A 22,862-nucleotide genomic window follows, 5' to 3' on the forward strand; every position below is an offset into this window, starting at 1 on the left:
GCATTGTGTGACGCCAGAGCCAGCGTCGGTCGGTACAGGATGGAATGATGGATTCAAGATGGGTGTTACTCAAGGCCTGGTTGCCTTCGGTATTGGGCCAGGCGTATCAGGCGCAGGGGTGGGGCGAGGTGGGTGAAGGTCGGCTCGAGCCAGCCAGCGCGGATGCCAGTTTTCGTCGGTATTTCCGCTGGACGGACGGCGCCCACAGCCTGATCGTCATGGATGCGCCGCCGGACCAGGAAGATTCTCGACCCTTTGTACGGATCGCTGGCTTGCTGGACGACGCAGGCGTGCGCACACCGCAAATCTTCGCCAGCGATCTCGATCAGGGTCTGTTACTGCTTGAAGACATGGGGGCCAGCACCTACCTGCAGACGATTCAGGCAGGTGTGGAGGAAGAAGAGCTGGAGCGCATGTTCGATACCGCCGTGAACACCTTGGTTCGCTGGCAGCTCAGCAGCCGGCCCGGGGTGTTACCCGAATATGATGAGGCGGTACTTCGGCGGGAGCTGCAGCTGTTCCCCGACTGGTTTGTGACTCGGGTAAAAGGCCGCGATCTGACTGCCGGTGAGTTTGAGGATTGGGTGTCGTTGTGCCGATTGCTGCTCGACAGCATCCTGGCGGAAAACCGTGTTTTCGTGCATCGGGACTACATGCCCCGCAACCTGATGAGTGGTTCGGGTGATCCCGGGGTGCTGGATTTCCAGGACGCCTTGTACGGCCCGGTCAGTTATGACGTCACTTCGCTGTTTGCCGATGCGTTCTTCAATCTGCCGCCTGTGCGCCGTGAGGCCTGGCTGGAGCGATACTGGCAGCGGGCATGGGACGCTGGTGTTGGCGTACCGGACAACTTTTCAACCTTCCTCGATCAGTCTCGATTGATGGGCGTGCAGCGACACCTCAAGGTGCTGGGTATCTTTGCCCGCATTTGTCACCGTGATGGCAAGCCCCACTACCTGACCGACGCGCCGCGTTTCATCAACTACCTGCATGAGGCCTGTTCCCGGGATGCGCGCCTGGCCCCGCTGCAGCGCCTGCTGGGCAGTCTGGAGATGCCTGCATGAAAGCAATGATTCTTGCAGCAGGTAAAGGCGAGCGCATGCGCCCCTTGACCCTGCACACCCCCAAGCCGCTGCTCCCGGTTGCGGGCAAGCCACTGATTTTCTGGCACCTGGAGGCTCTATCGCGGGCAGGGTTCAAAGATCTGGTAATCAATCATGCCTGGCTGGGAGAGCAGCTGGTAGCGGCGCTGGGCGACGGCGCCGCGCTGGATCTAAGAATATGCTGGTCTGCCGAAGACGAACCCCTGGAAACCGGTGGAGGCATACAGCGCGCGCTTCCCTTGCTTGGCGATGAGCCCTTCGTGCTGGTAAACGGTGATATCTGGACCACCTTCAGCTTTGACCAACTGAGTCTGCCAGTCGGCAAACTGGCGCACCTGGTGTTGGTGGATAATCCTGCCCATAAGGCCGTAGGCGACTTCAGTCTGCATGACGGCCAGGTGGCTAACCCGGCAAGCTCGGGGGAGTATCCACCGGTTTTGACCTACTCGGGCATAGCGGTTCTCAGCCCCCGGCTGTTTGCCGAGCAGAAAGCTGGCGCTTATGCACTTGCGCCTTTGCTGCGTGAGGCGGCAGAGCAGGGGCTGGTCAGCGGCGAATATTTCGCCGGTGACTGGCTGGACGTAGGAACCCCGGAGCGTCTGAGCGAGGCTGACCGCCTGGCTGGAGGGATCTGAGCCCTATGCTTTGGCCAATGACTGTCGCCGGTGCCCTGCTCGGTGCGTGGGTGGGCGATGTGCCCGGTGCGATTCTCGGCGCAGTACTTGGCCACGCGCTGGATCGACATTGGCGACTCAAGCGCTGGTCTGAACTACCGGTGCGTGTTCGTCAGACCTTTGCTGCAGAACGGGTCAGCTTTGAGCAGATTCTTTTCCTGTGCCTGGGGCGCATCGCCAAGTGCGAAGGTCGAGTGATCCCCGAGCACCTGCAGCTGGCGCGGGACCTAATGCAGCAGTATCGCCTGGATGAAGAGGGGCGTATTCGTGCGATGCGCTGGTTCAATGAGGGCAAGGAGGCTGGTGACAGGCTGGATGGGATGGTGCGCAAGCTTTTGCGCAGCGAGCCGGAACGCAGTGCTGAATTGCTCGACTGTTGCTGGCGAATGGCGTTGGCCGATGGCAGTCTGGGTGGCCGCGAACGGCAACTGCTTGACCAGTGGGCCAGCAAGGCTGGTGTCGGCAACGCTGAACAGCAGCGAATGCATCAGCGTCACCAACGCCAACGCACCGATCGCACGCAACGCACAGATCGAACTGATCGACGCAAGCGGCAGGCGCCGGTCACCAGTCGAGACAGTCTCAAGGATGCGGCACTGCTACTGGAGGTTGACCTTGATGCCAGTCCGGAGGAAATCAAGCGCGCCTACCGTCGCCAGATGAGCCGGCATCATCCGGACAAGTCGATGGCGCGGGGCGACGGTGAAAAAGAACAGAATAGTGCCGGCGAGCGAATTCACCGGATCCAGGATGCCTACGAGCGCCTCAAGCGTTACCGTGGTTTTCGCTAGGGCTGCTGCGGGGGTATATTCTTTTCCAGCCAGCCCTGAATCCGTTTGGCAAGCATGCGCTGGCCCAGTTCCGATTGATCCTGTTTGATCAGCAGCAGTTGGTCATAGCGTTGGTTGGCCAGGCGTTGGGCGTTCAACTTCCGATCTTGTGCCTGCTCGCGGCTGACCTGATCCGTGCCATCGAATATCTCGTAAGCCGGCTTTTGCCACAGGGCCAGCAGGCCATCCAGTTGGGCGTGTCGCTCAGGGCTGTAGGTTGGTGGCCGGGACTGCATCAGAATCAGCGCGGCAGCTTCTGTCCGGGGGGAGGCGTCCGCTGCCGTGGCCTGCAATACCCAGAATGCGGCTTCGCCGCGACCCAATAGCACCAGGGTTTCAGTGCCCTCTGCCTGCAGAGCCTGGGCGGCCACATTGATTCGCCCAGTGGTGCGTTCCGCTGTTTCAGCCAGCATTCCATTGTTGGCCGCTTCATCCAGAGCTGGGTCAAGCCGTGGTGTTTCCGGCAACGTAATCGCCAGGGTGTGCCAGCCCTGACTGCTTAGATAGCGGCGCGCCGGGCCGATCAGCTCTGGCCAGTCGGCATGTTCGTTTTGATCAGCTATCAGCATGATGCCCCCGCGGGGCTGCGGCTGTGCTGCAGGCAGAAATAAACCCAGAAAGGCATCCTCACCTGACTCCAGCTGGCGAAGCTGTGCAGTCGGCAGCTTTCTGTGCAGGGCTTGTTCCTGGTTCTGGGCCCGGGAGATATCCGCTTCAGGCTGTTCATCCGGTTGCGCTGTCGCTGGTTCGGCAGGGGTTTCCGTAAGTTGCTCTGTCTGATTTGTCGGCGACTCGGCGTCCTGGGATAGCACCGCTGGCGCCTGCAGAGTAAAGGCAAGGCACATGCATGCTAGTAGAATCGGATGGCGCATCGGAAGGTACCCGTGTGGGATAAAGTGCCAGTATAACAGCGCATAAGCGGCCTGCTGGGGTAGACTAGGCCATCCGTTTTAACCCCGAGGTCCGTTATGTCTGACTATGCGATTGCCCCCTCCATACTCTCCGCCGATTTCGCCCGCCTGGGCGAAGAGGTCGACAAGGTGCTGGCCGCTGGTGCCGACATCGTACATTTCGATGTGATGGATAATCACTATGTGCCGAATCTGACAATCGGTCCGATGGTCTGCAGTGCGCTGCGCAAATACGGCATCACTGCGCCGATCGATGTGCATTTGATGGTCAAACCGGTAGATCGCATTATCGGTGATTTCCTCGAGGCGGGAGCCTCGTATATCACCTTCCACCCCGAGGCCAGCGAACATATTGATCGCTCTTTGCAGTTGATTCGGGAAGGTGGCGCCAAGGCGGGTCTGGTATTCAACCCGGCAACCTCCCTGGACAGCTTGAAGTACGTAATGGACAAGGTCGACATGGTGTTGCTGATGAGCGTAAACCCCGGTTTCGGTGGGCAGAAGTTCATCCCCGGCACCCTGGACAAGTTGCGCGAAGCCCGTGCGCTGATCGACGCCAGTGGACGGAGTATTCGGCTGGAAGTGGACGGGGGCGTCAATGTGCAGAACATTCGCCAGGTTGCAGAGGCTGGCGCGGATACCTTTGTAGCCGGCTCTGCCATATTCAACCAGCCTGATTACAGGGCCGTAATAGATCAGATGCGCGCCGAGCTGGCCCTGGTGAGGCGCTGAGTGAGCCAGCTTCGGCATATGTTTGAGGGTCGGCTGCCGACCCTGGTGATCTTTGATCTGGACGGAACGCTGCTTGACTCCGTGCCTGACCTTGCTGCTGCAGTCGACACCATGCTCGCTCTGCGTGGGCGCCCACCCGCGGGGGTAGAAAGAGTCAAGGACTGGGTGGGCAATGGCTCGGAAGTACTGGTGCGCCGGGCCCTGGCAGGCAGCCTTGAGTATGCGGGAGTAGAAGATGCAGAGGCTGCGCCGGCACACCAGGATTTCCTTCAGGCCTATGCCGGAGAGCATCATCTCACCCGGGTTTATTCCGGCGTACAACCCCTGCTCGAGTGGTTGCAGCAGGAGGGTGTGACGATGGCGATTGCGACCAATAAGCCCGAACGCTTTGTTGCTCCGCTTTTGCAGGAAAAAAACCTGGGCAGGTATTTTCGCTGGCTGGTAGGTGGCGATACGCTCGCTGCGCAAAAGCCTGATCCGGCTGCGCTGCACTGGATCATGGAGCTGGCTGGTGTGACGGCGAACGAAACACTCTTCATTGGTGACTCACGCAACGACGTGATCGCCGCCAGAGCGGCTGGCGTGAAGGTCGTTGCGGTCAGTTATGGCTACAACCATGGCGAGCCCATAGCCGCGCAAAACCCGGATTTGCTGGTTGATTCACTGGACGCGCTCATATAGTCTTTCAGCCTGACTTTAGACCCTTTCGAGACGGATCAGCCGTGTTTGTCAGCAACCGCAAACTGATGAGAGTGATCAAGGCGCTCGCCCGCTGGCGTTGGCGCACCTGATTCTGCCTGCCTGCGCTCGGCGCGGGCCTTCTCCGTTTGTGTGACAATTACCCGCCCCATGAGGCTGATCATGACCCAAGACGATTTTTTACGCCTGGCTGACCAGGGCTTCAACCGTGTACCCGTGGTACGTGAAGTGCTGGCCGACCTGGACACCCCGCTGTCCACCTACCTGAAATTGGCCGACGCGCCATACTCCTATCTGCTCGAGTCCGTGCAGGGCGGTGAAAAATGGGGACGCTACTCCATTCTGGGGCTGCCGGCCCGCACGGTATTACGTGTTTACGGGCACAGCGCCCGGGTGCTGGTCGATGATGTGGAGACCGAACGCCATGAGTGCGATGATCCGCTGGCCTTTGTCGAAGAATTCAAGGCGCGCTACAAGGTCCCGAGCATCCCCGGCCTGCCCCGCTTCAACGGCGGTCTGGTGGGCTACTTCGGTTATGACTGTGTGCGCTATGTCGAACCGCGTCTGGCCCATTGCCCCAACCCTGACCCCTTGAACAACCCTGACATCCTGTTGATGGTGTCCGATGAGGTTGTGGTATTCGACAACCTGGCCGGGAAGCTGCATGCGATCGTTCTGGCCGACCCCTCAGTCGAGAATGCTTTTGACCAGGCCAACAAGCGCCTGGAGGAGCTTCTGGACAAGCTGCGTCAGCCGCTGGCCCAGCGCCGTCCCCTGTCGCTGGATAATCCGCCTGACCGTGATCTGGATTACCGCGCCAGTTTTACCCGCGAGGATTACGAGCGAGCCGTGGATACGGTCAAGGAATACATTCTGGCCGGTGATTGCATGCAAGTAGTGCCCTCCCAGCGCATGAGCATCGACTTCGCTGCCGAACCGATCGATCTGTATCGCGCGCTGCGTAGCCAGAATCCGACGCCTTATATGTATTTCTTCAATTTTGGTGATTTTCACGTGGTGGGCAGCTCACCGGAAGTGCTGGTACGGGTCGAGGACGGCGAAGTCACCGTGCGTCCGATCGCCGGCACGCGCCCGCGCGGCGTCACGGAAGAGGATGACCTGGCGCTGGAACGCGATCTGTTGGCCGACCACAAAGAGATTGCCGAGCACTTGATGTTGATTGATCTGGGGCGTAACGACGTGGGTCGTGTAGCCAAGATCGGCCAGGTCAAGGTTACGGAAAAGATGGTAATCGAGCGCTATTCCAACGTGATGCACATCGTCTCCAACGTGAAGGGCCAATTGCTTGAAGAGCTGAACGCGATGGACGCGCTACGCGCTATTTTGCCCGCCGGCACCTTGTCCGGTGCGCCGAAGATCCGTGCGATGGAAATTATCGATGAACTGGAGCCGGTCAAACGCGGCGTCTACGGCGGCGCGGTGGGTTACTGGGCCTGGAACGGCAATATGGACACCGCGATCGCAATCCGTACAGCGGTAATCAAGAACGGTGAGCTGCACGTGCAGGCCGGCGGCGGTATCGTCGCCGACTCCGTGCCGGCGCTGGAATGGGAAGAGACGATCAACAAGCGTCGTGCGATGTTCCGGGCCGTAGCCCTGGCTGAACAGTCGGTAGAGTGAGGAGCACCCTATGTTACTGATGATCGATAATTACGACTCCTTCACCTACAACGTGGTGCAGTACCTGGGAGAGCTGGGTGCAGAGGTCAAGGTGATCCGCAACGACGAGATGAATGTCGGGCAGATCGAAGCACTGCAGCCGGAGCGCATAGTTATTTCTCCCGGTCCCTGCACGCCGAATGAAGCAGGGGTCTCTGTCGAGGTTCTCAGGCATTTTGCCGGGAAGTTGCCGATTCTCGGTATCTGTCTGGGTCACCAGGCGATCGGCCAGGCTTTTGGTGGCGATGTGGTACGTGCTCGCCAGGTGATGCACGGCAAGACCAGTCCGGTTTTCCACGAATTCCAGGGTGTATTTGCCGGTCTGGCCAACCCTCTGGTGGTTACCCGCTATCATTCATTGGTGGTGAGCCGAGAAACCTTGCCCGATTGCCTGGAAATCACCGCCTGGACGCAGCACGAGGATGGTTCAGTGGATGAGATCATGGGTGTGCGCCATCGCGAACACATGATCGAGGGCGTGCAGTTCCACCCCGAGTCCATTCTCACCGAGCAAGGCCACGAATTGCTCGCCAATTTTCTCAAGCAGCAGGGCGGCCAGCGCGGCTGAACAAGACAGGGAGTATCTATGGATATCAGGACGGCACTGGCTCGAGTCGTTGATCACATTGACCTGGGCACCGAAGAAATGCGCGAGGTGATGCGCTCCATCATGACCGGCCAATGCACTGACGCGCAGATAGGCGCCTTTCTGGTCGGTCTGCGCATGAAGGGCGAGAGCATTGACGAGATTACCGGTGCCGCCATGGTGATGCGTGAGTTGGCATCGGGTGTGGTTGTTACCGGCGACCGGGTGGTAGATACCTGCGGCACCGGTGGAGATGGTGCCAATATTTTCAACGTCTCCACTGCGGCCGCTTTGGTGGTTGCCGCTGCCGGAGGCAAAGTAGCCAAGCACGGCAATCGCGCAGTATCGGGCAAAAGCGGCAGTGCTGATCTGCTGGAGATCGCGGGAGTGAATCTGAACCTCACGCCTGAGCAGGTCAGTCGCTGTGTGGAGGCGGTAGGGGTCGGCTTCATGTTTGCCCCAGCGCACCACAGCGCCATGAAATATGCGGTAGGCCCGCGCAAGGAGCTCGGTCTGCGCACCCTGTTCAATATGCTCGGGCCGATGACCAACCCGGCCGGTGTGCGCCATCAGGTGATCGGCGTGTTTACCGACCGGCTGTGCCGACCCATGACCGAGGTGCTCAAGCGTCTGGGCAGCGAACATGTGCTGGTGGTGAGCGCCCGCGATGGCCTCGATGAGGTCAGCCTGGCAGCGCCAACCCATGTCGCGGAGCTGAAGAACGGCGAGATACTCGAGTACGATATCAGTCCCGAGGATCTGGGCATTGCCAGCCGCAGCCTGATCGGTCTGAGCGTCGAAGACGCGGCGGGCTCTCTGGCGCTGATTAATGATGCCCTGGGTAAGCGCAAGACCGAGGCGGGCGAGAAAGCCGCTGACATGATTATTCTCAATGCCGGTGCCGCTTTGTACGCCTGTGACCAGGCGGCAACCTTTCTCGAGGGGGTGCAGTTGGCGTCCGATGCCTTGCACTCCGGCCTGGCCCGGGAAAAGCTCAATGAGCTGATTGCCTTTACCGATATCTTCCGCGAGGACAGCGCCCAGTGAGTATTCCTACCATTTTGCAGAACATCATTGCCCGCAAGCATGAGGAAGTGGCGGAACGTAAAGGTCGTCTTTCGCTGGCCGATCTGGAGCGCACAGCCGCCAGCGCCGATGCACCACGTGGATTTGCTGCTGCGATGCAGCGAGCTGCTGCAGCGCAGCGGCCAGCGGTGATTGCCGAGGTCAAGAAAGCCTCTCCAAGCAAGGGCGTGTTACGTGAACACTTCGATCCGGCCGAGATCGCAGCAAGCTATGAGCAGGGCGGCGCGGTCTGCCTCTCTGTCCTGACCGATATCGATTTTTTCCAGGGCAGCGATGACTATCTGCGCCAGGCCCGTGCGGCCTGCAGTCTGCCGGTGATCCGCAAGGATTTTCTGATTGATCCGTACCAGGTGGTCGAGGCGCGTGCCATGGGTGCCGACTGCGTGCTGTTGATCGCCTCTGTGCTGGATGATGCGCAGCTGGCGGACCTGGCTGCTGTGGCCCGTGAGCAACAGCTCGATGTGCTGGTAGAAGTGCATGACGAGACCGAGTTGGTGCGCGCCCTGAAGCTCGACACGCCCCTGATAGGTATAAACAATCGCAATTTGCATACTTTTGAAGTCACCCTGGACACCACTCTGGAGCTGCTACCCCAAGTGCCCACTGATCGGCTACTGATCACGGAAAGTGGCATTCTCAGTCGTGCTGATGTGGAATTGATGCTAGCCCATGAAGTGTATGGGTTCCTGGTCGGGGAAGCCTTCATGCGTGCGTCGAACCCAGGTGGCGAGCTGAAGCGATTGTTCTTCTGAGTCCAATGGCGTTGCTGAAGTATCTATTATACTGATTGTTTCCAACTGAATATTGCGCTTTCAGTTTGCCTGGACCGATGTGAGAATCATTCCACAATAACTCGGGATCGGCAGTATGCAAGTAAGGAACACAAAAGAGACCTATGGTCTTGTCGCGGTCGTTTTGCACTGGGTCATTGGGCTGGGGGTGATAGGTATTGCCATCCTTGGGCTGTGGATGACCGGTCTGGATTACTACAGCAACTGGTACCAGCGCGCGCCTTTCTGGCATAAAAGTATCGGAATAACGCTCGCTGCTCTTATTGTCCTGCGCCTGTTCTGGCGCCTGGCCAATCCGAAACCGGTTCCCTTGCCGCATCACAAAGGCTGGGAAATCAATCTGGCCAGAGTGATTCACTGCCTGCTCTACGTTCTTCTGTTCATCATTGTTACCAGTGGGTACCTGATCTCCACCGCCAAGGGTCGAGGTGTCAGCGTATTCGGCTGGTTTGAAGTGCCTGCACTGATTACCGGTTTGCCTTCGCAGGCTGACCGTGCCGGCTTCGTGCATTACTGGCTGGGCGTTACCTTGCTTGGGTTGGTTGCGTTGCACGCCCTGGGCGCCCTCAAGCACCATTTTCTGGATCACGATAGTACCTTGCGGCGCATGCTAGGCATGCGGCCGCGCTCAACCGAGGAGAAAAAACCATGAAGAAAGTGATTGCTGGTATAGCCCTGAGCGGATTGGTCGCCCTGAGCGGCGGATTGCAGGCCGCTGAATACGCGATCGACAAGGAAGGCCAGCATGCCTTTATCAACTTCAAGATCAGCCACCTGGGCTACAGCTGGTTATATGGCGGTTTCAACGACTTTGATGGCTCCTTCAGCTGGGATGCGGACAAGCCCGAAGAGAGCTCCGTCAATGTGGTCATCAACACTGCCAGCGTGGACTCCAATCATGCCGAGCGGGACAAGCACCTGCGCAGTGATGACTTCCTGAGTGTCGACGACCATCCCCAGGCTACGTTCAAGTCCACGTCCGTGGAAATGACCGGTGATGAAACTGCAAACATTACAGGTGATCTGACGCTTAACGGGGTTACTCGGCCGGTAGTGCTTGCCGCTCAGTTCATCGGCGAGGGCGAGGACCCATGGGGTGGCTATCGCGCAGGCTTTGCCGGGACTACTACATTGAAACTGACCGACTTTGATATCACCAAGGATCTTGGGCCTGCTTCCCAGGAAGTGGAGTTGATTCTCAGTGTTGAAGGTGTTCGTCAGTAATCATGCCCGAACACAAGCCGGAGACCCGCTCAGGTCGCCAGGTTGTGCATTTCAGGTCGCCCGGTAACGGGCGGCCTCTTCGACTATCCAGTCCCTGAATGCCTGCAATGTAGCGGATTCTGCCTTACGCTCTGGTATGACCAGATGGTAGGCATGATCGCTGTCAAAGCTGTGGGCGCAAGGTGTGATCAGGCGGCCGCTGTCCAGCTCATCCCGAATCAGGAACGGCGGAATCAATGCCACCCCCATCCCGTGAATTGCCGCCTTGGCAAGCATCGAGAACAATTCCAGGCGGGTGCCGTTCAGATCGTGTTCTATCCGCATATCCAACGAACCGAACCATTGCCTCCAGGCATAGGGGCGGGTGGTCTGTTGCAGTAACGGCAGTTCTGCAATCTGCACAGGCTCCAAATGAGTGTGCGGAGCTATCAGGTCGGGGCTGCAGACGGGTATTGGTGATTCCTGCATCAGAAAATGTGCTTCGGTACCCGACCAGTCGCCATCACCAAAATAGATGGCAGCGTCGAATTCGGTATCGGCAAACAGGAATGGACGCGTGCGGTTGGTCAGGTTTACCGATACGTGCGGATGTTTCGTCAGAAAATCCCCCAGACGGGGTAGCAGCCACTGGGTGCTGAAGGTGGGGACTGCAGCCAGCTCCAGGGTTGCGGTGCCCTGGTTCCCCATTACGGAGAGCGTATCCCGCTCGACCGCATCCAGCCTGCTGCTGATGCGTCTACTATAGGTTTGTCCGGCCTCGGTCAGCTTCACTCCACGGCGGGTACGACGAAACAACTGCACATCGAGAAATTCTTCCAGATTGGCAATCTGGCGGCATACTGCACTCTGTGTCAGCGAGAGTTCCTCTGCGGCCTTGGTAAAACTTTCATGCCGGGCAGAGGACTCGAAACAAACCAGAGCCTGGGTCGGGGGGATCTTGCGGCGCATGTTAACTCCTCTGGAGCAGCGGCAACCTACAAGTTACAAGCTGCAAGTTGGTCGTGCAGTTACGAATCGGCGCGTTAGGCACGAACAAGCTTCACTTGCAGCTTGACGCTTGTAGCTTGAAGCTGTTTTTCGGAGTTCCAAAATAGCACAGGTAGCTGAAAAAAAGGCGTTTGCTGCCAGGGCTCTTCAGGTCTAGTCTGTACCCATCCACGGCGCTTGACGCGTTTCTGTCCCTACATCTTTACGGAGCTCACATGGCCGACTCAAAAGCACAATTCAACTGGATTGATCCCCTACTGCTTGAGCAGCAGCTCACTGAAGAAGAGCGCATGGTGCGTGATTCAGCCGCTTCCTATTGTCAGGAGAAGCTGATGCCGCGTGTGCTCGAGTCGTTTCGTCACGAACAGACCGACGCTTCTATCTTCCGTGAAATGGGTGAGCTTGGTCTACTCGGTGCCACTATCCCCGAGCAGTACGGCGGGAGCGGCTTGAATTACGTCTGCTACGGCCTGATCGCCCGTGAAGTGGAGCGGGTCGATTCCGGTTACCGCTCGATGATGAGCGTGCAGTCTTCCCTGGTCATGGTGCCGATCAACGAGTTTGGCAGCGAGGAGCAGAAGCAGAAATACCTGCCCAAGTTGGCCAGTGGCGAGTACATCGGTTGTTTCGGTCTGACCGAGCCAGATCACGGCTCCGACCCGGGTTCGATGGTCACTCGTGCGAAGAAGGTTGATGGTGGTTATAAGTTGAACGGTGCCAAGATGTGGATCACCAACAGCCCTATTGCCGATGTGTTTGTGGTCTGGGGCAAGACCGAAGATGACGTGATCCGCGGCTTTATTCTGGAGAAGGGTTGGAAAGGCCTGAGCGCTCCGGCAATCAAGGGTAAGGTGGGTCTGCGTACATCCATCACCGGCCAGATCGTGATGGAAGACGTATTCGTTCCGGAAGAAAACCTGATGCCCGGCGTAACCGGTCTGAAAGGGCCTTTCACTTGCCTTAACTCTGCCCGTTACGGCATATCCTGGGGCGCCCTGGGAGCCGCTGAATTCTGCTGGCACACCGCGCGCCAATACACCCTGGACCGTAAGCAGTTTGGCCGCCCGCTGGCGCAGACTCAGCTGATCCAGAAGAAACTGGCCGACATGCAGACTGAAATCACCATGGCGCTGCAGGGCTGTCTGCGCCTGGGTCGCATGAAAGATGAAGGCACTGCAGCGGTGGAAATCACTTCGATGATGAAGCGCAATTCCTGCGGCAAGTCCCTGGACATTGCTCGGGTGGCCCGCGATATGCTTGGCGGTAACGGCATCTCCGATGAGTATGGCGTGATCCGTCATGTGGTCAATCTGGAAGTGGTGAACACCTATGAAGGTACCCACGATGTGCACGCGCTGATTCTGGGTCGGGCACAAACGGGTTTGCAGGCGTTCTTCTAAGACATAGCTGCAAGCTACAAGCCATAAGCGGCAAGTCAAACCGAGCAGGTGGACTTGCCGTTTTTGTATAGGGCTACTCAATGACGTGTTCAGATACCTCGACAACAGATCGTATGGGCCACTTGTTGCTTGCAGCTCGGGGCTTAAACCGAGGACTGCACGCATGAGCGCATTGTCTGGCCTGCGTGTCCTCGACCTCTCCCGCGTTCTTGCTGGCCCATGGGCTGGGCAGCTGCTGGCTGATCTGGGCGCAGATGTGGTCAAGATCGAGCGGCCTGGATCTGGGGATGATACCCGAGCCTGGGGACCGCCCTACCTTCAGGATACAGAGGGGCGGGATACATCCGAGGCAGCGTATTTTCTGTGTGCCAATCGCAACAAGCGTTCGATGGCAATCGATTTCACCCAGCCTGCCGGTCAGGAAACCATACGGCAGCTCGTTGCTGAGGCTGATGTGTTAATCGAGAACTTCAAGGTAGGCGGCTTGGCAGCCTATGGCCTGGATTATGCGAGCCTGAAGGCGCTCAATCCGCGGCTGATCTATTGCTCGATCACCGGTTTTGGGCAGAACGGTCCCTACGCCGAACGAGCTGGATATGACTTCATGATCCAGGCGATAGGTGGATTGATGAGCGTGACGGGGCGCGCCGATGACGAGCCCGGTGCGGGGCCAGTCAAGGTGGGTGTGGCCGTTACCGATATTCTGACCGGTCTCTATGCGAGCAATGCAGTGCTCGCGGCACTGGCAGAGCGCGAGCGAAGCGGTTTGGGTCAGCATATCGACCTGGCGTTGCTTGACGTTCAGGTAGCCTGTATGGCCAACCAGAGTCTCAACTACCTGACAACCGGGCAGGCGCCAGCTCGCATGGGTAATGCCCACCCCAATATTGTGCCTTATCAGGATTTCCCCAGTGCTGATGGCGACTTCATACTCACTGTGGGCAATGATGGTCAGTTCCGGCGCTTCTGTGAGGTAGCGGGGTATCCGGAATGGGCGGATGATTCGCGCTTTGCGACAAACGCCCAGCGGGTAGGTAATCGCAAGATTCTGATTCCGCTGATTCGACAGGTAACCGTATTTCGCTCCACAGAGCAGTGGATGGCTGACCTCGGCGCTGCGGGTGTGCCCTGCGGACCGATCAATAATCTGCAACAGGTTTTTGAAGATCCTCAAGTCCGTGCCCGTGGGTTAAGGATTACGATGGATCATGCGCTATCCGGACAGGTTGATCTGGTTGCCAATCCCATAAGACTGTCGCGCACTCCTGTGCGGTATCGCTCGGCGCCGCCTTTGCTTGATCAGCACGCCGCGCAAGTGCGGCGTGACTGGCTTGGCAGCGCCGATTAGGGTGGCAGGCTGATCAGGGTATAAGCATGACCGGATTGTGGCTCTCACGGGCAACGTATTCGGCAACGCTGCCTAGCGGCAGTTCGTTGATGGGTGTGGCGCCGCGCTTGCCCATGAGGAGTAGGGTAACTTCTTCACGTTGAGCGGCCTTCGCCACTTCCTTGCCAGGCGTTCCCTTGAGACGCTGCACCGAGACGTTGCTGTGATCGCTGCAGAGGCCATCGAGCAAGCTGTTGGCATCGTTGTCGCCTTCGTCTACCCAAACGACCAGTCCCTGGTTACCCCTGCCCATTAACTCCCGGAAAAACCTCTCGGCATGCTGCCCGGAGTTTGAGCCATCTGTTGCGAGCATTATGCCGCCGTCAGGCTCGGCTACCTTGCTGTCCATAGGCAAGATCAACAGGGGGATTCGCGTCATCCGCGCCAGATTCAATGCAATGTTGCCGCGAAACAGATCGCGGCCGGACGAATGGCTTCGGTTGAGGGCCACCACCACATCGGCTCCCACTTTCCGTGCCGCATTCAGTAGCTCCGATGCCGGGAAGCCGTGGTGTAGCCGATAATCCACAGACATGCCCGAGTCATTGGATATTTGCTCGGCAAGGTTTTTCAGTCGTCCTTCGATTGCACCATCGCTGTCTTCGATGTGCTGGCGTTTGTGGGTCTCAATTACATGGACCAGGGTTACCCGGGTCAGACCGAGTAGTTTGGCAATCACAGGAAGATGATCCAGGGTTCTCTCCCAGCCTTCGGAATAATCTACGCTCAACAGACAGTGTTTCAGCATGGAAAAACTCCTTTGATCAGGGCTATCGGGCCACGGCGCAGCAGTTCTGGTTCAGGTTCTTGGGAATGAATATCGGCTGTAGACGAGATCAGGCAGGGCAATGTAACCATGCTGCTCAGCCGGGTACGATGCTTCATGCGGGGACTCCCTGTCGTTAGGGGCTTTCTGAGACTATAGTCCGTGGGGCGGTTGCCAGCCAGGTTGCGTCGACCTTCATGGGTCTGTAACGGGGTGCGTCGGTAGGCTGGCGCTCCCGATAGTGGAGCTATACTGCAGTGGTTGGAACCTGTATCCATAATGAATGAGGAGCCAGATATGAAGCGTTTAACGCTGTTTTTTGCGGCTGCGGTGATCAGCACGCCGTTGTTTGCGATGCATTGTCCCGCGGATATGGCCAAGATCGATGCCCAGTTGCAGAGCAATCCGCCCTCCGACCCTGCGGTTCTCGAACAGGTTCAGAGTCTGCGTGCCGAGGGACAGGAGCTGCATGAAGCAGGAAAGCATGGCCAATCGGTCGAGGTGCTTGGTCAGGCCATGGAGCTGCTCGAAGGCTGAGGTAGTGAAGTTCTACAGATCTGCTGGCTGGGTGAGTACACATTGTCTGTCAGAAACTAAAAAGCGGGCCTGATCTCAGGCCCGCTTTTTTGTGTTGCAAATACAGATCTAGCGGCCAAACAGCGCCGGCTTCTCACGCTGAGGGCGATTGCCTGCAGGTTTGCGCGGCGCATCGGATGCCGGTGTGCTTGGTGCCATCCGGTTGCCCAGAGCCTGGTGACGGCGCTCTTCGCTCACGCTGTCCTGTGGTTCGCTGTTAGGGCGGGCGGCACGGGGTGGCTGATTGCTGCGCGGCCGATCAGTGCGGGGGCGGTCGCTACGCGGCTTTTCGCTGCGGGGTTTATCGCTACGGGGTTGGTCGCCACGCGGCTTGTCACTCCGCGGCTTGTCGCCCCGGGTCTGTTGAGTCCGGGCTGCGCCACCGGCCGGACGTTGGCCCCGGCCGCTGGAAGGGGCGCCACGGGCGCGCTCCGGGCGGTCGCTGTTCATCTCGCTCTGGGCTGGCGGCTCGAAACCTTCCAGGCTGCCTTCCTCGATTTTCTGCTTGGTCATCCGCTCGATATCGCGCAGAAGCTTCTCTTCGTCAGGGCTGACCAGTGATACTGCGCCGCCGCTACGGCCGGCACGGCCGGTACGACCGATCCGGTGTACATAGTCTTCCGAGACGTTTGGCAGTTCGAAGTTGACCACATGTGGCAACTGATCGATATCCAGGCCGCGGGCGGCGATATCGGTTGCGACCAGAATACGCAGCTTGTTCGCCTTGAAATCGGCCAGTGCCTTGGTGCGGGCGCTCTGGCTCTTGTTGCCGTGGATAGCTGCGGCTGGCAGACCGTTCTTGTCCAGGTACTCGGCCAGGCGGTTGGCGCCATGCTTGGTGCGGGTGAATACCAGGACCTGCTCCCAGGCACCCATGGTAATCAGGTGCGCAACCAGCGCGCGCTTGTGACCTGCCGGTACGCGGTACACGGTCTGCGAAATGCGCTCGACTGTCGTGTTGGGCGGCGTTACCTGAATGCGGGCCGGGTTGTTCAGCAGTTTGTTCGCCAGGTCGGTAATGTCCTTGGAGAAGGTGGCCGAGAACAGCAGGCTTTGACGCTGAGTTGGCAGTTTGGCAATGACCTTCTTCACGTCGTGCACAAAACCCATGTCGAGCATGCGGTCCGCTTCGTCCAGTACCAGGATTTCGACCTTGGACAGATCCACTGCGCGCTGCCCGACTAGATCGAGCAAGCGGCCGGGGCAGGCTACCAGTACGTCCAGACCCGGTGCGATAGCCTTCATCTGGGGATTGGCGCCTACACCGCCGAATACACAAGCCGTTTTCATTGGCAGCTCGCCGCCGTAGGTACGAAAGCTTTCGTGCACCTGGGCCGCGAGTTCGCGCGTGGGGGTCAGAACCAGTACGCGAACCTGTTTCGGCGCGCGACGCTGGGCTGCGTCAGCCTGGCCGCCCGGGTACAGTTTCTCGATAATCGGCAGTGCAAAGCCTGCTGTCTTGCCGGTACCTGTCTGGGCGGCAACCATCAGGTCGCGACCTTCGAGCACTGCGGGGATGGCCTGGGCCTGTACGGGGGTTGGTTTGGTATAACCAGTGGCTGCAACGGCGCGCACTAGCACGTCGGACAAGCCGAGAGTAGCAAAGGACATTCAGATATTCCTGTGATGGCCGTTTGCGGAGCTGATTTGCCCGTGCGGCCGATGATGAAAAAATTGAAGGAGCGAGAGTCTAGCAGAAACCGGACTGAACTGCAGCTAAAACCTCGAACCGCGGTTTTGCGGCACACGCCTTCAGTGTGTCAGGGTAAGAGTGCCGTCGTTTACTGCCAGACGATACCTTTGCAGGATTTGTTCATACTCTTCGGTGTGCTTGAAAGCTCTAAGGGCCTGGGAGAATGCCTGGGCTGGCTCCTGCCATCGGGGCGCCTGGTGGAAAGCCAGGTAGAAATTACTTTGACTCAAGGGTAGTGGATGGTAGCCGACCTGTTCAGTGATGCCCAGGATGCTGCTAGTGTAGAGCCCGACCGGGCGGCTCATTGCAACCATGTCTACCCGGCCTCGTAACAGCTTCTGGAAGTTGGCAGCAAAGCTGGGGGCGGGCTCGCGAAAAAAGGTATCTGAAGCAATGAAGTCATCGTTGTTGTAGAGGTACCCGGGGGATACGCCGATAACCAGCCCCGTCAGATCATTGAGACTGTCGAACGCGAAGGGTCGGCGACTGTCATGGAAGAGTACCGTCTCATGACTGGACAGTGGCTCGCTGGTGAACAGGAACCTGGCCAGATAATCCGGGTGAGGAGCAATATCCAGTACGGCATCGGCTGTGCCTTTCTCTACGTCCTGCAAGACTCGCCGCCATGGTTTGAGCTCCCATTCCACCTGATAGCCAAGTTGAGCTAGCAGGTGCTCGGTAATTTCCTTGTCAGCACCTTTGATAATGCCGTCTTCGACGTATACGAAAGGAGGCCACTCTTCAGTGACTATGCGCAGGGATTCCGCCCACGCTACGCTCATCGTCGTTAATGACGCGAGAAATAGACATATTTGCAGCTTCATCACTGGCAGCACTCCTTGACGGGCGAGCTTCGGCTCAGCTCCCGCGCAGATTCCGCCACACGGCAAGGCTGGGTTCAGCCTGATTGAGAGTATAAAAGTGCAGACTTGGTGCTCCGCCGTCAATTAGCCGTTGGCATAACTGGGTTATTACTTCGTTCCCAAAAGCTGCGATGCTCTCACTGTCATCACCGTAGGATTCCAGCTGTTTGCGTATCCAGCGGGGGATTTCTGCGCCACAGGCGTCGGAGAATCGTGCCAGCTTGCTGTAATTGGTGATCGGCATAATGCCCGGCACTATGGGTATGTCTACCCCAGCCTTGCGTACCCGCTCAACAAAATGAAAGTAGCAGTCAGCGGTGAAGAAGTACTGGGTGATGGCGCTATTGGCGCCCGATTTGGCCTTGCGGATAAAGTTCTCAAGGTCCGCCTCAAAATGTCGAGCCTGGGGGTGAGCTTCGGGATAGGCGGCCACTTCAATGTGGAAGTGATCACCGGTTTCATTGCGGATGAATTCCACCAGCTCGTTGGCATATCGCAACTCGCCGGAGGCTTGCCCCATGCCTGAGGGTAGATCGCCGCGAAGCGCGACGATACGCTTGATGCCGGACTCCCGGTACAGGTTCAGCAGGTTGCGCAGGTCTTCCTTGCTGTCGCCGACGCAGGATAAATGCGGTGCGGTGGGTACCTGGACCTCCTGGTCAAGTTGCAATACGGTCTTCAAGGTGCCATCGCGGGTCGATCCGCCCGCACCGTAGGTCACCGAAAAGAACTCGGGATTTTCAGCAGCCAGCACTTTTCCGGCAGCGATCAGCTTCTGGTGCCCGGCCTCGGTCTTGGTCGGGAAGAACTCGAAGCTGACCGGAGCCTTGCTTGTAGTATGTGTCATGTCGTTCCTGCCCTTATTGATGTGGGCTTTTTTGAATGGTTGTTGGCTGAAGGCTGAAGGCTGAAAGCTTGAAGTGATCCGAGTTGAGGCACTGTTTACCGTCAGGCACTAACAAGTGCTTGTCGGGCAGGAGACAAAACCCACACCGTTCAGCTTTCAGCTTTCAACTAAAAGTAGAGGGTGCTGGCTGCACCCTCCACTTGCCGCTTGTAGCTTACCGCTTGCCGCTTCGTTTAATAACGATAGTCTTCCGGCTTGAAAGGTCCTTCAACAGCGACGCCGATGTAGTCGGCTTGCTTGCTGGTCAATTTGGTAATCACGCCACCGAAGCCCTTGACCATTTCCAGCGCGACTTCTTCGTCCAGTTTCTTGGGCAGCACTTCTACGCGGAGCAGTTCGGCTTTCTGTTCGGTCGACAGTTTGGCATAACCCTGACCAAACAGGTGGATCTGGGCCAGCACCTGGTTGGCGAAAGAGCCATCCATGATTCGGCTTGGGTGGCCGGTGGCGTTGCCCAGGTTGACCAGACGACCTTCGGCCAGCAGGATCAGGTAGTCATCGTTGGCCGCATCGAAGTTGTCCTTGCCGGTGCGGTGCAGCTTGTGTACCTGCGGCTTGACCTCTTCCCAGTGCCAGTTGGCGCGGGTGTAGGCGGTGTCGATTTCATTGTCGAAGTGGCCGATGTTGCAGACGATGGCGCGCTTCTTGAGGGCGTTGAGCATGTTGGCATCACACACGTTGACGTTACCGGTGGTGGTTACCAGCAGGTCGGTGCGTCCGAGCACCGCGGTGTTGATGCAAGCGGGAGTGCCGTCGTTGATGCCGTCATTGAACGGTGAAACCAGCTCGAAGCCGTCCATGCAGGCCTGCATCGCACAGATGGGATCGACTTCAGTAACCTTGACGATCATGCCTTCCTGACGCAGGGACTGGGCCGAACCCTTGCCCACATCGCCATAGCCGATAACCAGTGCCTGCTTACCGGACAGCAGGTGGTCGGTGGCCCGCTTGATGGCGTCGTTGAGGCTATGACGGCAGCCGTATTTGTTGTCGTTCTTGCTCTTGGTCACCGAGTCGTTAACGTTGATTGCCGGGATCTTCAGCGTGCCTTTCTTGAGCATCTCCAGCAGGCGATGTACGCCAGTGGTGGTCTCTTCGGTGACGCCGTGAATCTTGTCGAGCATTTGCGGGTACTTGTCATGCAGGATGCCGGTCAGGTCGCCGCCATCGTCCAGTACCATGTTGGCGTCCCATGGCTTGCCACCGTGCAGGATGGTTTGCTCGATGCACCACTCGTACTCGTCTTCGGTTTCGCCTTTCCAGGCAAACACCGGAATACCCGCGGCGGCTATGGCTGCGGCAGCGTGATCCTGGGTAGAGAAAATGTTGCAGGATGACCAGCGGACTTCAGCGCCAAGCTCGATCAGGGTTTCGATCAGTACGGCGGTCTGAATGGTCATGTGGATGCAGCCAATGATCCTGGCACCCTTGAGTGGTTGCTCGGCCTTGTATTTGCGGCGCATGGCCATCAGCGCAGGCATTTCCGATTCAGCGATGATGATTTCACGGCGACCGTAGTCAGCCAGATTGATGTCGGCAACTTTATAGTCGTTGAAACCGGCGGGTTTGATTACAGCACTCATGCGATTACTCCATTCGTAGTTAGCGAATGGGCGCGGTTACGTGTTTAGTGACACCATCCGAGCCTGACGACCTGTTGGCAGTAAGTTGCCTGGTCGCTGCAGCGCCCCTCGGATGGGGTCAGAATCTGTTTACAATCCGGCGTCGGCTTTCAGGGCCTCGGCGCGGTCGGTTTTTTCCCAGGGGAAAGTAATGAAGGTATCGCCATTCACGGTGACTTCCTCTGGCGTGCGGCCAAAGTGACCGTAAGCCGCGGTTGCCCGGTACATCGGATGCAAAAGATCGAGCATGCGCGTAATGGCATAGGGGCGCAGGTCGAAGTGCTCGCGCACCAGCTTGATGATCTTGTCATCGCTGATCTTGCCAGTGCCAAAGGTGTTGATCGACATCGATGTCGGCTGGGCTACGCCGATTGCGTAGGAAACCTGGATTTCACAGCGCTCGGCCAGGCCGGCGGCGACAATGTTCTTGGCCACATAGCGGCCGGCATAGGCGGCACTGCGGTCAACCTTGGACGGATCCTTGCCGGAAAATGCGCCGCCACCGTGGCGCGCCATGCCGCCGTAGGTGTCGACGATGATTTTCCGGCCGGTAAGGCCGCAATCGCCCACCGGGCCGCCGATCACGAACTTGCCGGTCGGGTTGATATGATATTGAGTGTCGGCATGCAGCAATTCGGCCGGGAGCACATGGCGGATGATGTTCTCCATCACGGCTTCGCGCAGGTCGTTGAGGCTGATTTCCGGATTGTGCTGGGTCGATAGCACGATCGCGTCTATGCCCACCACCTTGCCATTGTCGTAGCGGCAGGTGACCTGGGATTTTGCGTCCGGGCGTAACCATGGCAGGGTGCCATTCTTGCGGATTTCAGACTGACGCTCGACCAGGCGATGGGCGAAGGTGACCGGAGCTGGCATCAGTACGTCGGTTTCGTTGCTGGCATAGCCGAACATCAGGCCCTGATCGCCCGCGCCTTGATCCTCGGGCTTCTGCCGATCCACGCCCTGGGCAATATCCGGAGACTGTTTGCCGATGATGTTGATTACGCCGCAGGTATCGCCGTCGTAACCGACATCGGACGAGGTATAGCCCACGTCCTTGATCACGTTGCGCACCAGGTCCTCGAGGTCGACCCAGGCGCTGGTAGTCACTTCACCACCCACAATGGCGACACCGGTTTTCACCATGGTTTCACAGGCAACGCGCGCGTGTTTGTCTTCGCTGATGATGGCGTCGAGCACGGCATCGGAAATCTGGTCAGCCAGCTTGTCCGGATGGCCTTCGGAGACCGATTCGGAGGTGAATAACGAGTAATCGCTCATGGTGCCATCCTTCCTGTTGATAATTCATTTGTTGAGAATTCGGGGGTGAAATACTGCTGTACCTGTATCTGGAATCCGTTGCGCAGCCCTATATAGAGGCTGCCGCCCGCCGTCAGGCCGGCGCCAGCTGCCCAGTGACTCAGGTCTTCCTGATCGAAGCCGAGCCAGAGATCGCCGCAGGTATCGCGTACCCAGCTCTGGTCATGGCTGCACAGCTCGGTCAGGATCAGGCTGCCACCGGGCTTGAGCAGGCGGGTGAAGCGCTTCATGGCCTCCGCTGGCGCTGGCATGTGATGCAGCACCATGTTGCACACCACGCAATCGGCCAAGGGTAGTGATGGTTGCGCTGCCAATGCGTCTGCAAGCAGACATTCCACATTGTCCAGACCGGCCTCGGCACATTGTTGACGCGCGCGGTCGAGCATGGAGGCGGCGTTATCCATGCCGATTACCCGGTCGAAGCGGGTTGCCAGTTCCGGCAGGAATCCGCCTTCACCCGGGCCGACCTCTATGGCCAGTTCCCGTGCGGGCAGCCGCAGGCCGTCGATCAGTGCCAACAATGGCTCGCGATAGAGGCCGAAGTGCGCAATCAGGTCCTGCTGCGCGGGTGTGCCTTCAGCGAAGCGGGCGAAGAACTGGCGGGACATCTCTGCCCGCTGGCCATGAATTACCGCAATTGACTGCTGCAGGCCGATGCCAAGAGGCAGATCGTCCAGGCCGCAAAGCAGCCTTTCATGCACGCCCGACCAGTGGCTTGAGACATCAGGCAGGCTGCGTCGATAGAAGATCGAGTTCCCCTCGCGCCGAGTGCTGACCAGGCCGGCGTTGGCAAGTACCTTGAGATGGTGGCTCATGCCGGACTGACGCATGGCAAAGATTTGTGCCAGCTCCAGCACACCGAACGAATCGTTGCGCAATGCGCGAAGAATATCCAGACGCAAAGCATCACCGGTGGCCTTGCAGAAGGCTGCCAGTTGATCGGTAAGGCTGGGAGGTTGCGGCGCAAGCTGCGCAATTTGTGTCATGCCGGCAGTTTAGGGGTGCGACCGGAATCGTGCAAGATC

The 22,862-nt window shown here is 58.3% G+C and carries 23 protein-coding genes, 1 pseudogene and 1 riboswitch; of the genes and pseudogenes, 14 read left to right on the plus strand and 10 right to left on the minus strand.

The features are described from left to right. Positions 1-47: 47 nt before the first annotated feature. Genes FZF01_RS09385 through djlA form a run of 3 tightly spaced genes read left to right on the plus strand, consistent with a single transcriptional unit; the run spans position 48 to position 2,568 of the window. Entirely contained in the window at positions 48-1,064 is a 1,017-nt protein-coding gene (locus tag FZF01_RS09385; protein WP_223825464.1) for an aminoglycoside phosphotransferase family protein, read from the plus strand. Further along, entirely contained in the window at positions 1,061-1,738 is a 678-nt protein-coding gene (gene murU / locus FZF01_RS09390; RefSeq protein WP_150277910.1) for an N-acetylmuramate alpha-1-phosphate uridylyltransferase MurU, read from the plus strand. Before FZF01_RS09385 ends, murU begins: the two co-directional genes overlap by 4 nt. Positions 1,739-1,743: 5 nt before the next feature. Further along, positions 1,744-2,568, plus strand: a complete 825-nt coding sequence (gene djlA, locus FZF01_RS09395; protein ID WP_150277911.1) for a co-chaperone DjlA — start codon at positions 1,744-1,746, stop codon at positions 2,566-2,568. Here the strand turns inward: djlA and FZF01_RS09400 are convergent. Then, entirely contained in the window at positions 2,565-3,479 is a 915-nt protein-coding gene (locus FZF01_RS09400) for a DUF3530 family protein (RefSeq protein WP_150277912.1), read from the minus strand. The two genes, djlA and FZF01_RS09400, sit on opposite strands and share 4 nt — an antisense overlap. Before the next feature lie 96 nt (positions 3,480-3,575). Here FZF01_RS09400 and rpe point away from each other — a divergent pair, with 96 nt between their 5' ends. The 8 genes and pseudogenes from rpe to FZF01_RS09440 all read left to right on the plus strand — a co-directional run bounded on the left by rpe (position 3,576) and on the right by FZF01_RS09440 (position 10,316). Then, positions 3,576-4,250 carry a ribulose-phosphate 3-epimerase gene (rpe, locus tag FZF01_RS09405; protein ID WP_150277913.1) on the plus strand — a complete coding sequence of 225 codons (675 nt, stop codon included), beginning with the start codon at positions 3,576-3,578 and terminating at the stop codon, positions 4,248-4,250. After that, positions 4,251-5,041: pseudogene (locus FZF01_RS09410) on the plus strand (phosphoglycolate phosphatase). A gap of 70 nt (positions 5,042-5,111) precedes the next feature. Beyond that, a complete protein-coding gene (gene trpE / locus FZF01_RS09415; RefSeq protein ID WP_150277914.1) occupies positions 5,112-6,590 on the plus strand; it encodes an anthranilate synthase component I in 1,479 nt (492 codons plus the stop codon). 10 nt (positions 6,591-6,600) lie between these two features. Next, on the plus strand, positions 6,601-7,197 hold the full coding sequence (locus tag FZF01_RS09420; protein ID WP_150277915.1) for an aminodeoxychorismate/anthranilate synthase component II: 597 nt from the start codon (positions 6,601-6,603) through the stop codon (positions 7,195-7,197). 18 nt (positions 7,198-7,215) lie between these two features. Continuing rightward, complete coding sequence (trpD, locus tag FZF01_RS09425; RefSeq protein WP_150277916.1) at positions 7,216-8,262, plus strand: anthranilate phosphoribosyltransferase; 1,047 nt, start codon at positions 7,216-7,218, stop codon at positions 8,260-8,262. Beyond that, on the plus strand, positions 8,259-9,053 hold the full coding sequence (trpC, locus tag FZF01_RS09430; protein ID WP_150277917.1) for an indole-3-glycerol phosphate synthase TrpC: 795 nt from the start codon (positions 8,259-8,261) through the stop codon (positions 9,051-9,053). The genes trpD and trpC overlap by 4 nt, the downstream gene beginning before the upstream one ends. Positions 9,054-9,168: 115 nt before the next feature. Beyond that, the gene (locus FZF01_RS09435) at positions 9,169-9,744 is read left to right on the plus strand and encodes a cytochrome b (RefSeq protein ID WP_150277918.1); all 576 of its coding nucleotides are present in this window, start codon (positions 9,169-9,171) and stop codon (positions 9,742-9,744) included. Beyond that, positions 9,741-10,316, plus strand: a complete 576-nt coding sequence (locus FZF01_RS09440; RefSeq protein ID WP_150277919.1) for a YceI family protein — start codon at positions 9,741-9,743, stop codon at positions 10,314-10,316. Before FZF01_RS09435 ends, FZF01_RS09440 begins: the two co-directional genes overlap by 4 nt. A 51-nt stretch (positions 10,317-10,367) precedes the next feature. Here FZF01_RS09440 and FZF01_RS09445 read toward each other — a convergent pair whose 3' ends face one another. Continuing rightward, on the minus strand, positions 10,368-11,264 hold the full coding sequence (locus FZF01_RS09445) for a LysR family transcriptional regulator (RefSeq protein WP_150277920.1): 897 nt from the start codon (positions 11,262-11,264) through the stop codon (positions 10,368-10,370). Between the two features lie 254 nt (positions 11,265-11,518). On the opposite strand from FZF01_RS09445, the gene FZF01_RS09450 reads away from it, so the two are divergent. Both FZF01_RS09450 and FZF01_RS09455 read left to right on the plus strand, forming a co-directional pair. Next, positions 11,519-12,703, plus strand: a complete 1,185-nt coding sequence (locus FZF01_RS09450; RefSeq protein WP_150277921.1) for an acyl-CoA dehydrogenase — start codon at positions 11,519-11,521, stop codon at positions 12,701-12,703. Positions 12,704-12,866: 163 nt separating this feature from the next. Further along, positions 12,867-14,051: a CaiB/BaiF CoA transferase family protein gene (locus tag FZF01_RS09455; protein ID WP_150277922.1), complete on the plus strand. Its 1,185-nt coding sequence runs from the start codon at positions 12,867-12,869 to the stop codon at positions 14,049-14,051. A gap of 13 nt (positions 14,052-14,064) precedes the next feature. Here FZF01_RS09455 and FZF01_RS09460 read toward each other — a convergent pair whose 3' ends face one another. Further along, positions 14,065-14,838: a universal stress protein gene (locus FZF01_RS09460; RefSeq protein WP_150277923.1), complete on the minus strand. Its 774-nt coding sequence runs from the start codon at positions 14,836-14,838 to the stop codon at positions 14,065-14,067. Beyond that, positions 14,832-14,975 (minus strand): hypothetical protein, encoded by a 144-nt coding sequence (locus FZF01_RS19410; RefSeq protein ID WP_188434464.1) that lies wholly within the window; start codon positions 14,973-14,975, stop codon positions 14,832-14,834. Before FZF01_RS19410 ends, FZF01_RS09460 begins: the two co-directional genes overlap by 7 nt. Before the next feature lie 178 nt (positions 14,976-15,153). On the opposite strand from FZF01_RS19410, the gene FZF01_RS09465 reads away from it, so the two are divergent. Beyond that, positions 15,154-15,393 carry a hypothetical protein gene (locus tag FZF01_RS09465; RefSeq protein WP_150277924.1) on the plus strand — a complete coding sequence of 80 codons (240 nt, stop codon included), beginning with the start codon at positions 15,154-15,156 and terminating at the stop codon, positions 15,391-15,393. 108 nt (positions 15,394-15,501) lie between these two features. Here the strand turns inward: FZF01_RS09465 and FZF01_RS09470 are convergent, their stop codons facing one another. The 6 genes from FZF01_RS09470 to FZF01_RS09495 all read right to left on the minus strand — a co-directional run bounded on the left by FZF01_RS09470 (position 15,502) and on the right by FZF01_RS09495 (position 22,823). Next, on the minus strand, positions 15,502-17,043 hold the full coding sequence (locus tag FZF01_RS09470) for a DEAD/DEAH box helicase (RefSeq protein ID WP_150277925.1): 1,542 nt from the start codon (positions 17,041-17,043) through the stop codon (positions 15,502-15,504). Positions 17,044-17,184: 141 nt separating this feature from the next. Beyond that, positions 17,185-17,949 carry a substrate-binding periplasmic protein gene (locus tag FZF01_RS09475; RefSeq protein ID WP_150277926.1) on the minus strand — a complete coding sequence of 255 codons (765 nt, stop codon included), beginning with the start codon at positions 17,947-17,949 and terminating at the stop codon, positions 17,185-17,187. 34 nt (positions 17,950-17,983) lie between these two features. Continuing rightward, positions 17,984-18,835: a methylenetetrahydrofolate reductase [NAD(P)H] gene (metF, locus tag FZF01_RS09480; RefSeq protein ID WP_150277927.1), complete on the minus strand. Its 852-nt coding sequence runs from the start codon at positions 18,833-18,835 to the stop codon at positions 17,984-17,986. 233 nt (positions 18,836-19,068) lie between these two features. Next, positions 19,069-20,478, minus strand: coding sequence for an adenosylhomocysteinase (gene ahcY, locus FZF01_RS09485; protein ID WP_150277928.1), 1,410 nt, complete (start codon positions 20,476-20,478; stop codon positions 19,069-19,071). A gap of 21 nt (positions 20,479-20,499) precedes the next feature. Next, positions 20,500-20,594, minus strand: a riboswitch (S-adenosyl-L-homocysteine riboswitch). Positions 20,595-20,607: 13 nt separating this feature from the next. Next, positions 20,608-21,798, minus strand: a complete 1,191-nt coding sequence (gene metK, locus FZF01_RS09490; protein WP_150277929.1) for a methionine adenosyltransferase — start codon at positions 21,796-21,798, stop codon at positions 20,608-20,610. After that, positions 21,795-22,823, minus strand: a complete 1,029-nt coding sequence (locus FZF01_RS09495) for an ArsR/SmtB family transcription factor (protein ID WP_150277930.1) — start codon at positions 22,821-22,823, stop codon at positions 21,795-21,797. Before FZF01_RS09495 ends, metK begins: the two co-directional genes overlap by 4 nt. Positions 22,824-22,862: the final 39 nt, after the last annotated feature.

This window comes from Halopseudomonas salina (genome assembly GCF_008641105.1).

Excerpts from the sequence above, each read along its gene's own strand:
- FZF01_RS09460 (WP_150277923.1), bottom strand. The coding sequence starts at position 14,838 with ATGCTGAAACACTGTCTGTTGAGCGTAGATTATTCCGAAGGCTGGGAG.
- FZF01_RS09385 (WP_223825464.1), top strand. The coding sequence starts at position 48 with ATGGATTCAAGATGGGTGTTACTCAAGGCCTGGTTGCCTTCGGTATTG.
- FZF01_RS09475 (WP_150277926.1), bottom strand. The coding sequence starts at position 17,949 with ATGAAGCTGCAAATATGTCTATTTCTCGCGTCATTAACGACGATGAGC.
- FZF01_RS09435 (WP_150277918.1), top strand. The coding sequence starts at position 9,169 with ATGCAAGTAAGGAACACAAAAGAGACCTATGGTCTTGTCGCGGTCGTT.
- FZF01_RS09495 (WP_150277930.1), bottom strand. The coding sequence starts at position 22,823 with ATGACACAAATTGCGCAGCTTGCGCCGCAACCTCCCAGCCTTACCGAT.
- FZF01_RS09470 (WP_150277925.1), bottom strand. The coding sequence starts at position 17,043 with ATGTCCTTTGCTACTCTCGGCTTGTCCGACGTGCTAGTGCGCGCCGTT.
- trpE (WP_150277914.1), top strand. The coding sequence starts at position 5,112 with ATGACCCAAGACGATTTTTTACGCCTGGCTGACCAGGGCTTCAACCGT.
- ahcY (WP_150277928.1), bottom strand. The coding sequence starts at position 20,478 with ATGAGTGCTGTAATCAAACCCGCCGGTTTCAACGACTATAAAGTTGCC.
- metK (WP_150277929.1), bottom strand. The coding sequence starts at position 21,798 with ATGAGCGATTACTCGTTATTCACCTCCGAATCGGTCTCCGAAGGCCAT.
- FZF01_RS09445 (WP_150277920.1), bottom strand. The coding sequence starts at position 11,264 with ATGCGCCGCAAGATCCCCCCGACCCAGGCTCTGGTTTGTTTCGAGTCC.
- FZF01_RS09420 (WP_150277915.1), top strand. The coding sequence starts at position 6,601 with ATGTTACTGATGATCGATAATTACGACTCCTTCACCTACAACGTGGTG.
- FZF01_RS19410 (WP_188434464.1), bottom strand. The coding sequence starts at position 14,975 with ATGAAGCATCGTACCCGGCTGAGCAGCATGGTTACATTGCCCTGCCTG.
- FZF01_RS09465 (WP_150277924.1), top strand. The coding sequence starts at position 15,154 with ATGAAGCGTTTAACGCTGTTTTTTGCGGCTGCGGTGATCAGCACGCCG.
- FZF01_RS09450 (WP_150277921.1), top strand. The coding sequence starts at position 11,519 with ATGGCCGACTCAAAAGCACAATTCAACTGGATTGATCCCCTACTGCTT.
- metF (WP_150277927.1), bottom strand. The coding sequence starts at position 18,835 with ATGACACATACTACAAGCAAGGCTCCGGTCAGCTTCGAGTTCTTCCCG.
- djlA (WP_150277911.1), top strand. The coding sequence starts at position 1,744 with ATGCTTTGGCCAATGACTGTCGCCGGTGCCCTGCTCGGTGCGTGGGTG.
- rpe (WP_150277913.1), top strand. The coding sequence starts at position 3,576 with ATGTCTGACTATGCGATTGCCCCCTCCATACTCTCCGCCGATTTCGCC.
- FZF01_RS09455 (WP_150277922.1), top strand. The coding sequence starts at position 12,867 with ATGAGCGCATTGTCTGGCCTGCGTGTCCTCGACCTCTCCCGCGTTCTT.
- murU (WP_150277910.1), top strand. The coding sequence starts at position 1,061 with ATGAAAGCAATGATTCTTGCAGCAGGTAAAGGCGAGCGCATGCGCCCC.
- FZF01_RS09440 (WP_150277919.1), top strand. The coding sequence starts at position 9,741 with ATGAAGAAAGTGATTGCTGGTATAGCCCTGAGCGGATTGGTCGCCCTG.
- FZF01_RS09400 (WP_150277912.1), bottom strand. The coding sequence starts at position 3,479 with ATGCGCCATCCGATTCTACTAGCATGCATGTGCCTTGCCTTTACTCTG.
- trpD (WP_150277916.1), top strand. The coding sequence starts at position 7,216 with ATGGATATCAGGACGGCACTGGCTCGAGTCGTTGATCACATTGACCTG.